Source organism: Rhizobium alarense (assembly GCF_021555155.1).
In the GTDB taxonomy this organism is placed as follows: domain Bacteria; phylum Pseudomonadota; class Alphaproteobacteria; order Rhizobiales; family Rhizobiaceae; genus Rhizobium_D; species Rhizobium_D alarense.
This window is the reverse complement of record NZ_JAKGBU010000060.1, coordinates 21,697-34,219: the sequence shown is the minus strand read 5'-3', so window position 1 is coordinate 34,219 and position 12,523 is coordinate 21,697. Positions and strand designations below refer to the sequence as shown.

Here is a 12,523-nt window from a genome sequence, read left to right as displayed (position 1 = left end):
AAATTTGTTCGTCGTCTTGCTTGTCATAGACCCTACTTCTCACGAGTTGGGGTCTCCGGCAAACCCGGCGCGGTTCACTTGGCCGTCAGGTCGTGGTTCTCAATCCCTTCGGCGTCATCGAGCCGTCGAAGGATAGTTTCAACCCAGTCGACTACATCCGGCCGGCGCACCTGGTTCGCGACATCGAGGTCATTGCCGAGGGACTTGTTCGACCGGAAGGCGGAAACGGCTCGCACTTTGCCGAAATGGCGAAATCCATGATTGCCGCTGTGATCGAGGTCGTCATGACCAAGCGCGTGGAAGCCGATCGCAACCTGATCACCGTCATGGACCTGTTGTTTTCCGCCGGCTTTGAAAAGACACTGACGGAATGGGCCGGAGCGCCAGAGACATTCGGCACCCGCCCGGCGGCCGCCGCTGCCACCTTCCTTGCAGCCGGCGAGAACGAACGCGGCGCGATCAAGACGACGATCAAGAAGGCCTTCGATTGGGCCCGTTCCGACGAACTGCGCAGTTTCCTCAGCGCCTCCACATGCTCGCTCGAAAACCTGTTCGAGGGCCGCGCCGACCTCTTCATGGTCGTGCCGCTCGACCAGGTGGACGCCCAGGCCGTCTTTCTCCGGCTGCTCACAAACATCATTCTCGGTATGGCAGTGCGCCTGGAGGGTGCCAAAAGGCCGAAAAGGAACGTGCTCCTGGTGCTGGACGAGTTTGTTCGTCTCGGCAGAATGGAAAAGCTGATCAACATCGCCAACGTCGCCGCCGGCTGCGGCATCGAGGCGCTGTTCATTACCCAGGACAAGGGCCAGATAGAAAGCGTCTACGGCAAGGGCGACACCGCCAGCATTCTCGGCTCGTGCGTCACCACCCGCATTTTCGGTCTCGGCCGTGCCGAGTTCGAAACCGCCAATTGGGCCGCGAACGCTCTTGGCGACCAGACAGTATTGACCCGTACCAAACAATCGTCGGCAAAATTCGGGGAGAGCCGCAAGACCTCCACCGCCGAACAGCGTCAGAAGCTCATGACGGCCGATCAGATCCTAGAAATGAAGACAGGCAAGATGCTGCTGCTGGCGGGGTCGAAACCGCCAGCGCTTGTTGACGCGATCGTATCGCATCGGCATCCGGCATATCGGGGGAAGCTGGATCGAAATCCGATGGTTTGAAGCGTATGCCAAGGCTTCTTGAAAGGGCAGGTATTGCCATCGTTCCCGATGAGCGGGCAGTACACTCCCAATCAGCCGAAGGTCGGTTTGCCAGTAATCGTTCGAATGAATTTCCCGATCGGGAAATTTGTGCTCGACAAGAGGCGAATACCTTTTGTAATGTCCCGAGCGGGAAGATCATGATGGCGAAGCAAGTCAAAACTTCAATCGATATTGGCGCGCTGGTCCGAAGCGCGCGCAAGGAGCAAAACCTGCGACAGGACGAGCTTGCTGGCGTCTCCGGCGTTGGCGTCCGTTTCATAGTAGATCTCGAAGCAGGTAAGCCGACAGCACAGATCGGAAAAGTGCTCCACGTTCTGCAGACGCTGGGCTGCTCCGTAGATATTCTGCTCCCCGGCGAGCGGAAGCGATGAGGTAGAGGCGTTAAGCGGGTCAGCCTTGGCTTGATGGCGGTCTCGAAGGGACTCTTGCGAAGACTCGACGCTCAGTCAACACGCAGTCGGAAAATGTGACCGTAGATTCCGCTAAATGTCCTTCCCTGTCTTCATGATTATTTGCTCAGCCAGATAAAGAAGAAGTTGCACTTCCTTCTGAAGCATATCTTCTTGACCGGAATACGGTATATACCGCGAAACCTCAGATTCTTTATTATGAACTATAGCGTTTCGTATTTCGTAAATTCGACCAGATATATTTGGTATAATGGTATTTCTGCTTGTGTCCAGCCTATATTTTCCACTAAAAATCATGTTTTCTTCAGTAAAATAAGGACCATTTTCTAATTCGTACTGATCTATCCAATCCTTTAAATCCTGTTTGTCGAAATATTTTGACAGAACAATCTTCAATGAAGAAACTTCATTTGTTGTTCTCTCGAAGCCATGAATAGCTTTCACAAGTTCACGAAGTTTTTTCGGCTTTGTATGCGAAAAATCAGGCGCCGTGATTTTTTCTTTTATTTTAGCGTGAAGGTCTTCTTCAGAAGCACTGCTGAAAAAATATTCCAAAATCTTGTACAGAGCCAGGAAGCCGAGAACCATGCTGTCGCTGGAAAGCGCAAGGTTGTAATATCCAACCAACTCAGAATTATAGGTCTTTAAGGGAAATTGAACAGATTCGCTGTTCTTTCGCCCGATCCAATAATATGTACGAGCCCATGATCTAGTGAAAGATATTGGCGTACCATTTCCATAAGCGAAATGAAATATGCATGATTCTGCAATCTCGTGCGATTTTTTGGCACTCTTTCCAATGGCAGACTCAGCCGGTGCGTTGACACGGATGGTATACATCCTGAAAAGCTCCGAAATCGCGCGAGATGAAGAGCGGCCAGGCGGCGGGCCATACATAAGCCGGCGCAGTTCTTTGTTCAGTTCGTCGGTATCTAGCAGGCTCAAGTAGAAAAGGCTGGATGGTCTCTTTACAGACACCGTGACACCATCACGGGATTCAAGCTGAAGTTGGTCGTCCTCCCTTAAGAACGGTCGACGTGGGCGCGATCCCTCGAACTGAACGACGTGTTCATAGTGTCCAGGCATCCAAATTTGCGTTTCAAGATCGGAACGAAGGTTTGGTTTGCTCTCTAGGTAACTAGCAATATCATCTTTCAATATCAGATATTTATCGGATCCGCGTTCAATTGAGAAATGTTGCTCGTCAAAATCTGACAAGTTTCGCTTTAAACCGCGAACAACACGTTGCGCGTCCTCGACACTAACCATCACACCCCTCCAGGTCAAAACTGAATTGAATTAATACAATTTTTATTTGGATTATCATCTGCAGATACGTCAATTAAGCTTTTCAGAACAGAAGATATTGCTATCTATGCTGGTCGTGATCTTGGGATAAACCCAACTCCAAACCCAAACAGTCGGCCAATCTTCTCCAACGTCTCCAGTGTCGGATTTGCGGTCCCAGCTTCAATCTCGGCTACTTGGCGCCTGGTGAGGCTTAACGACCTGGCAAATTCCTCTTGGGTCATGCCGAAGCCTTTACGGATATCCCCGACTGCTTCGGGTAACGGCAAATCGCCATTGCGAGCACGCTCGGCCAATGTCCGGCGGTTTTCAAGAACTTGTTCTTTCGTTGGCTTCTTCCAGCGGGCCATATATCAGTTCACCTTCCGCGTCATGAGCAGGCCTCAAGAACGCTATTCGTTATTTCAAGGCAGCGCGTCATCGCTCGCTGCTGAATTTCGGGAGAAGCGCCCCCGTCTTTCGCAAGGTTCGGCGCCTGTCGCAGTTGCTCAGCGAAAGAGTAAAGTGCCGCTGCGATACCTTTCTGCTCATCGGGAACGGTCATCACCCCTGTACAAATCCTCTTCCAGTCAGGGAGGTGATCGAGACCTCCGTCACGCATCATGGCCCACCGTGTCGAGCGAACGATTCCTTCTTTGGCAAGCCGCATAGGCGCGAAGTCGAATAATGGAGCAAGACGGATCGTGCCATCTTGATGCTTGCTTAGAGCCGAGTTCCGGCCGTGATTGTCAGGATTTCCGAGCGCCAGATTGGCAATATCGCGCTTCACATATTCGACGATGTCTGAGAAGGGATCGGCCGAATATTGGCGCAGAACGTCGATATACGCCTCGTGTGTGCCGACATGGCCGAAATCTGCAACGCCGATCGCCGACACGAGGCTTTCCTGGCCCAGCCGGACGGTTCCGCCGCCTTCTCTCTTCTTCCGGTCGAAACGGGGAATGATCAGGACGCCTTCGGCATAGGTCGAAGGTTCGCTGACATTCAGACCGATCTCTTGAGCAATCCGCGAATAGATGGCTTCGCCTTCGAGAATCAGACGGTCTACGGGCTCGTTGCTGCGTACCAGCTTGACGATGACGTGGCGCACGGCCTCGTCATCGGTCACGAAGCTATCAGGATAATAAAGACTGTCGTTCGCCTGGGTCATGGAGACCTTGGGCCATTCGCCTTGCAGTCCGCTTGAGCCAGAGGCAAGCATTCCAAAGCGATCAGCCACTTCCATGAAGCGATCCGACCGATCGAGGATTTCCTCTTCTGTCACGCCTTGGCGCTGCACCCCATACAGTCGTTCCGTTTCGGCCTCAGCCGCTTCTTTGATGCGGATATTGCCTATGCCGCCCGTCGCTGATCGCAGAAGCAGCGGGAGATCAGAAGCGCGCGAGCCTTCAGCGAGCCCTAGGTGGTCGGCAAGCTTTCGCCTTGCATGTCCCTGTGGCATAAGATCCAAGAGAAACGGCGGCCAGCTGCCACTATATCTATTTTCGAGGTCAACAGGATAACGGACTGACAAGGCGCGATGGTCGCAGACCGTTTTTCCGGCTGCGAATTCCGCCGACGCCACAGTAACGAAATAATCGAGATCGTAATCGACGATGGACGCGCCCTGGAAGCCGGCCGCGTCGTCCTTGAGTTCCAGCGTCGCGGCGTGGTGCCATTCACCGTTAAAATGGGTTTGGAGCGTTAGGCGCATTAATTGATCCCTCTAATGGAACATTAATGCAGTAAATTCGAAAAATAAACCCCATATAGTGGTTCATTTAATTCACGTCCTTAATGCGGTGTCTACCACCTGTCCGTCTAGGTGTTTCCGCCGGCAATCGCCTGGGACGACTCCCGAAGCGACCCAGTCGCTCAAACCTCTTCTCTAACTTCGCGCAATGCGCGGCTGAATAGATGACTGAATACGCGATCGCGATCTTCCGCATTCGTCATGATGATATTCTGAAGGCTATTGTCGCGCTGAAATTGCTTGATCGTCTCCTCTAGAAGGCGACGAACGAATGTGGGTCTGGAAACATCGGGTGGGTTATTTCGAAGAACCGCCGTCATCTCCTCATCAAGCGCCTTTCGCTTCACTTGCTCAAGGCGGATGAAGTCCTCCTCGGTGAATTGAGTCCCATGGCGCTCGTTAAATGAACTGACAATTTCCGAAAGTGCTTTCGCTTCGTCTTCCGTGTAGGGCTTCGCTCCGAACTCGCTGATTGCTGTGAGCGGCTTTGCCTCGCCGGCCTGTAAGGAGGCAGAACCAGCTTCCTTCTCCTGGACGCGGAAGGCTCGAAGTCGCAACATGTCATCCGTGATTTCAACTTCCGGAGGCTGCTCGCGGTTCGGCAACATCCTGTCCAACCAGTCGGTGTAAGCATAAAGCTTTTCGAGGCTGGTATCGCCAAGCCGTATGATCTGGGCGACAAAACTGTAGAAGCGCTTATAGCTTCTGAGAAGTTGGCGGAATTCCTCTTGGCGCCCCTCGTCTTCTTCCGCCTCAAACCGGCCCACGGCGTTGCGAACGAGCGCTTCTAGGCTCACACGGTCATGAGTGGAAAGCGTTCCCTTAAAGAATGTGAGAGAAAAACGTTCGACTTCGGCGCTATCGATATAGCCGAATGTGCGGATACGCGTTTCCAACTGGTAAATTTGATTCTTGTCGGAAACGGCTTCTAGGCTAGAAACTTCGTAGAACGGGCGGAATGCTTCCTTTATGTCTTCCATGGCATTCTGAAAATCGAGAATGAACGTCCGTTGCTTACCGGGGAATGTTCTGTTTAGGCGAGATAGTGTCTGGACTGCTTTAAGTCCCGCCAACTTCTTGTCGATATACATCCCGCAGAGCTTTGGTTGATCAAAGCCGGTTTGATATTTCTCCGCGACAATCAAAACTTGATATTCGGAAGTGTCGAAACGGCGCGGTAGCTCTGTCTCGCTGAACGTGTTCAACTCCGCCTCGGTGTAGGTCTGACCGTCGATATTCAATTCGCCGGAGAAGGCGACCAGCGCTTTCAAATCCCGATAACCTTTGTCATCGATATATGCCTTCAGGGCGAAGAAGTACCGAAGGGCGCTTTCGCGGCTCGACGTCACGATCATTGCCTTCGCCTGGCCATCCAGCTCCGACCTAACGTGACGCCTGAAGTGCTCGATGATGACTTCGATCTTTTGGTTCAGTGCCGTGGGGTGAAGCGAGGCAAACCGAGCGACCTTGCGTTGCGCGCGGCGAGTATCCAGTTCTGGATCGTCATCGATGGTTTTCTCCAAGGCGTAGTAGGCCTTGTAGGTCATATAGTTTTGCAGCACGTCGAGGATAAATCCCTCTTCGATGGCCTGCCGCATCGAATAGATATGGAAGGGATGTGGAAGGCCATTCGCGCCCATCGTCCCGAACCGCTCAAGCGTGACATTGCGAGGAGTGGCAGTAAAAGCAAAATAGCTGATGTTTTGCTGCGGCCCACGCTGGCGCTGATATTCAGCGATAAGTTCCTCAATCTCGTCCGATGTCGTGGCTTCGTCGTCACGGCTAAGCGCATCGCTCAACGCTTGCGCGCTCTTCCCCGACTGCGACCCGTGGGCCTCATCAATCAGAACAGCAAAGCGACGGGTGCCTTGTCCGGAAATCACCCGCAGATGTTCCGTCGAGAATTTTTGAATTGTGGTGATGATGATCTTCGCTTGGCCTTCGATGGCGGCTTTCAGTTGCCGAGACGTGCCGTCAATCTTGCGGACAACGCCGGGCGTTTGCTCAAATTGAGCGATCGTGCCCTGAAGCTGCCGATCCAGGACAACGCGATCCGTGACCACAATTGCGGTATCGAACACGGGCCTGTCCGATTCATCGTGCAAAGTCACGAGCCGATGGGCCGTCCAGGCGATGGTATTCGACTTTCCCGAACCTGCCGAATGCTGAACCAAGTAGTTACATCCACCGCCATGAACGCGGGCATGCCCGATCATTTTCAACACCGCGTCAATCTGGTGAAAACGCGGAAAGATGAGCGCTTCCTTGCCATCCGTCGTGTCGAGGTGGACAAACCGACCGACGATGTCGAGCAAAATGTCACGCGATAAAACAGCACGCTCTTCGGGTTGATCGGCCCACAGGTAGGCGACACGGAACTCGCCTTCGATATCGGGATTGCCCGCACCACCATCATGGCCGCGGTTGAAGGGTAGGAAGCGGGTCTTGCCGTTCTGAAGCCGCGTGGTCATGGATAGGTTGTCCTGATCCATGGCAAAGTGGACCAATGCACCGCGCTTGAAAGTCAAAAGTGGTTCGTTCGCGGGTGCGCGGTCCTTGCGATACTGAAGCTCGGCATGACGAAAGGTCGAACCCGTCAGCGTATTCTTCAACTCAAATGTAGCAACGGGCAGCCCGTTGATGAAGAGCGCTACATCAATCGCGTTTTCATTCTTGGTGCTGTAACGCAGTTGCCGGATGACGCTGAGAATATTCGCCTCAAACAGGCGCACAAGTGTTGGATTGAGGCTAGACGCTGGCTTGAAGGCACAAAGGAAAAACTTGAGATTTGGAACCAGTTTCACGCCATTTCGAAGTACGTCCAGCGTACCGCGCTGCTTAAGTCCTTGTTCCACCTGTTTGAAGAATTCAACCTCTGATGACGCGCCATAATGAGCTTCGAGCTTGATCCATTCCTCGCCCTGCGTCGCCTTGATGAAATCCAACACAACTGCTTTATCGAGAGCCGACGATCGGTCGTAATCCTCCGGTGCCCGTGCGCGATAGCCCTGCTGATCAACCAGCGCTTTACAGAGATGAACTTCCAGCACCTCTTCGCGGTGGACGTTATCTTCCGAAAAGCCCTTGGCATAAGGGTGCGGAGTTGGTGGCTGTTCGTAGTTCATGGCCGTTCCCCCTTTGCCATGCGAATGAGCCAATTCCGCTCTACCAAAGCGGCGTTGAGTGCGGCCATTGCCGCCTTCAGATGCAGAAGATCGACGTGGATTTCATCCTCGATTGTCGATCCATCCGTCGATTTGGGCATCCCATAATCACCATATCGGAACGCCTCGGAACCGGGATCAATAGAGGCCAGTTCTTCGCACCGCTTGATGATCCAAGCAGGCACATCTTCGCCCGCCTGCTGCTTGTGGTGTGCGTAACTCTTTGCCAGGTTGCCCAGATGATGGATGTCTTTCTTCACCCGGACAGCGGGCGGAAGGCCTGCCTTCAGCAAAAGCTCGAAACAATGGCGGTATAGAAAGAGCGCTGCGTTTGCGACCTGATAATCGGCAACACGCTTGTCCAGAATGGATTCGATCAAGGCGTTTGCAGCCTCGAAATACTGTTCCGCGAGCGCTCCGTCGCGCTCCGCCAGCATCGACGGCCTGGCGAAGCCTCCGATTACGAAACCAAGAGGACCGGACCATTCGTCGGGCCGCTCGTGCTTTTCCGACAGCGGCTCGAATAGCGGGCGAGTCATGGCTTCCTTGGTGGGGGTTTCCGATGCGGCTCTCATGAAAACATATCCCGCGTCATCGTGTGGGCGGTTCTCGGGCCTTGGCCGCGCGGCACGAGCCCTTGACGTTTCATCCATGCAAGCCGAACACGAAGATCGCCTTCGCTGAATTTTTCCCCTTTCTCCGCATGCCATTCCGTCAACACGCCGCTGATGATCGCGGCGTCGTCCGGCTGCTCGCCGTCCATCAGCGCATCGTTCCAAACTGCGTAGAGCGTGGCGACGGCTTCGACTTGACGGCGATCGAGATCACTCAAAAGGCTGATTAGGTTGCGCAGTGCTTCCATGCGTGGGCCGAGAGAGGAAGTCAGATCGACGACATGCTGGCCGGCCTTCGGCAAGGGAGTGTAGCGAACCGCCCCGCCGATTCCGTCCTGCTGGCGAGCGCGATAAAACCCCTGGGTCTCCAAAGCCTTTTCCGTCTCATCGATCAGGGCGCGGTCGAGCGGGCCTGCAGCCTCCCGCAGATAGTTGCCCTGTAGCTCGCTGATGCCGACATGGGCCTCGGCAAGGTAAAGCTCTTTTTGCAGCTTCACCCGCCCAAACTTCGGATTATCCTGATGTCGGTGGATGATCTCCGCTCCGACGACCACACGAAATTTCAGGCGGTCGGCTTTCGTCGTGGTGACAACGGCGGTCTGACGGATGTCCAGTTCGCCAGTGACCGCGGCAGTGATCAAGGCGGCGCGACGTTCTTTGAGGCGTTCCACAGACAAACTGACCTTCGCCGCAACTTGGGCAGCGTAGCTGATTTCGTGTTCGGCTTTTTGAGCTATACGCTTCTGTTCGTCCAGGGGTGGCACGGGAAGCATGATTAGTTTGAATTGTTCCCAATATAGCCGCAGACGGAAGTCGGTGATGCCTTTCGAGCCCTGCCGCATCTGTTCAATGAAAGGCGGGGTGCGCAACAGGAACTGATAATAAGGGCTGTAAAGATCGCTAATTGGCTTTGCCACCACATACGCCGGGCTTACAGCACCATCGACAGTCGAAACCCCCACGGCTCCTTGCCATGCGCGCATCATGTTGTATGCAAGATAGCCAGGCCGCACACGCTTATAGCTTGACCGATCTTCGATCAGATTCACCTTGCGGTCGCGCTCCTCGTCGCCGAGTTGTCGATCTGATATGCCGGTATGGATCGAGACGGACAGGACTGGAAGATCGTCAGTGTTTGGCTCGCCAACCTGCCGGAAGAGGTGGCCCGCGCGCCTCATCATCCAGTGTGCGGGAATGCGAGGCATATATTCGAGGCCGGTTTCAACGCTTGAACCAGCCCGACCATCATGACCCATCACTATCTCGATGACAGCTTGCCGGGCGCGTTGATCTAGAAGCACCACCTGTCGTTGTTTTTTGGCGATTAGTTCGTCGATGCGGGCAGTTTCGCGGTCGAGAAAGGCGACGATAGACCTCTGGGTGTCGAGATCGGGAAGGGAAATATCAATTGAACCGATGCCGTTCAGCGTCAGCCCATAGCGCGTGACTCCCTGCGCAGCATTGGCGAACGCCTCGCGTGCTGGTTTCGCCTTCAGCGCCCAGAAGAGATAGGGTCCGAAGACCTCTGAAGGCTTTGAGCGCAAGATCGCCAAATGGTATCCGCAAACGACGCCTTCGGCGCTTTGCTCTACAAGAGCTGGAACAGCGATGTCGTCCGGCGTCTCGCTGTCCTTCGTGATGATCACATCCCCGGCGCGAAGCGTGAATTTTGCAATCTCCTGCGGCTTCGCGGAGCCTGCATTAAACTCGATCTCGTCGGTGATGCGGTCGTTGTAGTAGACGTCCACATAGTTGCAGAGGCGAACGGTCTGCTCGCCTTCTTCCATGACTTTGTCAACGTTGCTGGATTTTATTGCCGCCAACCGACGAAGAGGTTTGAGCGGCCATCGTGTGTTAACATCCAAGGCGGTCATCCTGCGACCTCCGATAGGAGGCCCGCGATGTCAGCTTCCAGCGCCTTCAATTCCGCGTCGATCTCGGTGAGCGGGCGCGGAGGAGTATAGCGATAAAAGTAGCGATTGAAGTTGATCTCGTACCCGACACGGCCCACGCCTCGGTCAGCGTCGTCCCGGTAGGCCTCGTCCACCCAGGCATCCGGCACAAAGGGCGTCACTTCGCGCGCGACATACGCCCGCCAATCCTCTTTAAACGGTACGAGTTCGTAATCCCGAAGTTCTGGGTCTGGCTCTGGGTTGCCATCACCGTCAAGGCAGATGGCAGCGGTTTCATCTCGCTCGGAAAGTGCCGCAAGTATCGCCTTCTTGATGGGCGCGCCAATCTTGACGCCGGCACCCTTCAACGCTTTGGCGAGAGCAACCTCGAACGAGGGTCGATCCTTGAACAGCGCATCAGACAGGCGGTTCGTGACGACGTTCAACACGTCTTCCTGGTCCGCAGGATCCAGCTTCATGAAAGGTTTGGCCAGTTTCAACCGCTCGATGCGCTCGACACAGGCTTGAAAATTAAGCCTCAACGGCCGTTCGACCTTGATCTCGCGATAACCGAAGTCCGTCGTGTCAAAGATTTTCGAGACTTCCGCCCATGGCCCGCCGCCATTCGCCATCTCGTGGAAAATACGCGCGATGGTCTCGCGGGCTTCGTCGCGGATCTCACGGCGCTTTGAGCCGAGATTTTTGCGCATCGGCTTCCAAAACCGTTCGCCCGATGCGTCGATGAGCTGGGCTTTTCCACGCCGCTCCTTACGCTTTCGGTTCGTCAGAAGCCATACATAGGTTTGGATGCCGGTATTGTAGAAGAGATCGGTCGGAAGTGCGACAATGGCCTCGACCCAATCCTTTTCAAGCATCCATCGGCGAATTTCGCTTTCGCCTGATCCCGCGCCGCCGGTGAAGAGCGGTGAGCCGTTCATGACGATGCCTATGCGCGAACCGGCTTCGTCGTCTCGCATCTTGGAAATCATGTGCTGAAGGAAGAGCAACTGCCCGTCCGAGATACGCGGCAAACCTGCGCCAAAGCGCCCGTCCGTACCTTTCGTCTCGGCTTCAGCCTTGATAGGCTCCTGATACTTCTTCCAGTCGACGCCATACGGTGGATTGGACAGCATGTAATGGAACTTGCGGCCCTTGTGCGCATCGTGCGTCAGCGTGTTGCCGAATGCGATGTTCTCTGGGTCGTGACCGGTGACCAGCATGTCCGACTTGCAGATGCCAAAGGACTCTCCATTCAGCTCCTGCCCGAAGAGTTCGACGCGGACATCCGGATTCAAATCCTTCATGCCCTCTTCGGTGAGCGCCAGCATTCCTCCTGTACCACATGCCGGGTCGTAGACCTGGCGGATGATGCCCTTACCAGTGAGCGCCTGTGCATCGTTGACCAATAGAAGGTCTACAATTAGGCGGATGACCTCACGCGGCGTGAAATGTTCGCCAGCCGTCTCATTGGAGATTTCCGAGAAGCGACGGATCAGATCTTCGAACAAGTAGCCCATGGCCAGCGTAGAAACCGACTGGGGCTTCAGGTCGAGCGCGGCAAACTGCTCGAACACCTTCCAGAGGATCGCGGCTTCGCTCAGCCGCTTCAACTGGTCGGTGAATAGGAACTTGTCGAGGAAGACATCCTTCACTGACGTCGAAAAGCTCGTGATGTATGCGATCAGATTGTCGTGCAGTTGGGCCGGATTCTGCGCTTTGATCGACGCAAACGTAAGCTTGCTGGTATTGTAAACCCGAATGCCACCGCCGATTGCCCCGAACAGCATCATATCACGGGTTTGTTCGTCGATGCCCTGAGGCAACGACAGTTGCGCCCTCAGAACGGCGCCTTTGCTCGGCTCTAGGATGCAGTCAAGGCGGCGCAGCACCACGAAGGGCAGGATCACCTTGCCGTATTCAGATTGCTTAAAGTCGCCTCGCAAAATATCGGCGATCTGCCAGACGAAATTTGCGAGGGTTTTCGCTTGCTGTATGGTCTTGTCGTCCATTCCCGATCCTGTCTTCTGACGCAAATTCCGCGTCACAGAACAAGACCTTGCAGTCGTCCGCCAGACACAGAACGGCCAGACTTCTGTATTCTTTAGCGAATTTTGGTTAAGTAACCGTTTCGCTCCCACACATGGTGTAGGAAATCACATCTTTTTGCAGGGAGTCAAGAAAACGCCGACTCGCGC

General features: G+C 54.4%; 9 protein-coding genes. 2 read left to right on the top strand and 7 right to left on the bottom strand.

The features are described from left to right. Window positions 1–92 precede the first annotated feature (92 nt). Together LXM94_RS17955 and LXM94_RS17950 are read left to right on the top strand one after the other, a co-directional pair. Window positions 93–1,166 (top strand): type IV secretory system conjugative DNA transfer family protein, encoded by a 1,074-nt coding sequence (locus LXM94_RS17955; RefSeq protein ID WP_235772844.1) that lies wholly within the window; start codon window positions 93–95, stop codon window positions 1,164–1,166. Window positions 1,167–1,348: 182 nt separating this feature from the next. Then, window positions 1,349–1,579, top strand: coding sequence for a type II toxin-antitoxin system Y4mF family antitoxin (locus LXM94_RS17950; RefSeq protein ID WP_235772843.1), 231 nt, complete (start codon window positions 1,349–1,351; stop codon window positions 1,577–1,579). A gap of 111 nt (window positions 1,580–1,690) precedes the next feature. Here the strand turns inward: LXM94_RS17950 and LXM94_RS17945 are convergent, their stop codons facing one another. The 7 genes from LXM94_RS17945 to LXM94_RS17915 form a co-directional block, all read right to left on the bottom strand. Further along, complete coding sequence (locus LXM94_RS17945) at window positions 1,691–2,887, bottom strand: methylamine utilization protein MauJ (protein WP_235772842.1); 1,197 nt, start codon at window positions 2,885–2,887, stop codon at window positions 1,691–1,693. 104 nt (window positions 2,888–2,991) lie between these two features. Then, window positions 2,992–3,276, bottom strand: coding sequence for a helix-turn-helix transcriptional regulator (locus LXM94_RS17940; RefSeq protein WP_235772841.1), 285 nt, complete (start codon window positions 3,274–3,276; stop codon window positions 2,992–2,994). Between the two features lie 20 nt (window positions 3,277–3,296). Beyond that, window positions 3,297–4,619, bottom strand: a complete 1,323-nt coding sequence (locus tag LXM94_RS17935; RefSeq protein WP_235772840.1) for a type II toxin-antitoxin system HipA family toxin — start codon at window positions 4,617–4,619, stop codon at window positions 3,297–3,299. Between the two features lie 161 nt (window positions 4,620–4,780). Further along, window positions 4,781–7,783: a type I restriction endonuclease subunit R gene (locus tag LXM94_RS17930; RefSeq protein ID WP_235772839.1), complete on the bottom strand. Its 3,003-nt coding sequence runs from the start codon at window positions 7,781–7,783 to the stop codon at window positions 4,781–4,783. Beyond that, window positions 7,780–8,397 (bottom strand): hypothetical protein, encoded by a 618-nt coding sequence (locus LXM94_RS17925; protein ID WP_235772838.1) that lies wholly within the window; start codon window positions 8,395–8,397, stop codon window positions 7,780–7,782. The genes LXM94_RS17930 and LXM94_RS17925 overlap by 4 nt, the downstream gene beginning before the upstream one ends. Then, the gene (locus tag LXM94_RS17920; protein ID WP_235772837.1) at window positions 8,394–10,310 is read right to left on the bottom strand and encodes a restriction endonuclease subunit S; all 1,917 of its coding nucleotides are present in this window, start codon (window positions 10,308–10,310) and stop codon (window positions 8,394–8,396) included. Before LXM94_RS17920 ends, LXM94_RS17925 begins: the two co-directional genes overlap by 4 nt. Next, complete coding sequence (locus tag LXM94_RS17915) at window positions 10,307–12,337, bottom strand: type I restriction-modification system subunit M (protein ID WP_235772836.1); 2,031 nt, start codon at window positions 12,335–12,337, stop codon at window positions 10,307–10,309. Before LXM94_RS17915 ends, LXM94_RS17920 begins: the two co-directional genes overlap by 4 nt. Window positions 12,338–12,523: the final 186 nt, after the last annotated feature.

Excerpts from the sequence above, each read along its gene's own strand:
- LXM94_RS17915 (WP_235772836.1), bottom strand. The coding sequence starts at position 12,337 with ATGGACGACAAGACCATACAGCAAGCGAAAACCCTCGCAAATTTCGTC.
- LXM94_RS17920 (WP_235772837.1), bottom strand. The coding sequence starts at position 10,310 with ATGACCGCCTTGGATGTTAACACACGATGGCCGCTCAAACCTCTTCGT.
- LXM94_RS17940 (WP_235772841.1), bottom strand. The coding sequence starts at position 3,276 with ATGGCCCGCTGGAAGAAGCCAACGAAAGAACAAGTTCTTGAAAACCGC.
- LXM94_RS17925 (WP_235772838.1), bottom strand. The coding sequence starts at position 8,397 with ATGAGAGCCGCATCGGAAACCCCCACCAAGGAAGCCATGACTCGCCCG.
- LXM94_RS17930 (WP_235772839.1), bottom strand. The coding sequence starts at position 7,783 with ATGAACTACGAACAGCCACCAACTCCGCACCCTTATGCCAAGGGCTTT.
- LXM94_RS17935 (WP_235772840.1), bottom strand. The coding sequence starts at position 4,619 with ATGCGCCTAACGCTCCAAACCCATTTTAACGGTGAATGGCACCACGCC.
- LXM94_RS17945 (WP_235772842.1), bottom strand. The coding sequence starts at position 2,887 with ATGGTTAGTGTCGAGGACGCGCAACGTGTTGTTCGCGGTTTAAAGCGA.
- LXM94_RS17950 (WP_235772843.1), top strand. The coding sequence starts at position 1,349 with ATGGCGAAGCAAGTCAAAACTTCAATCGATATTGGCGCGCTGGTCCGA.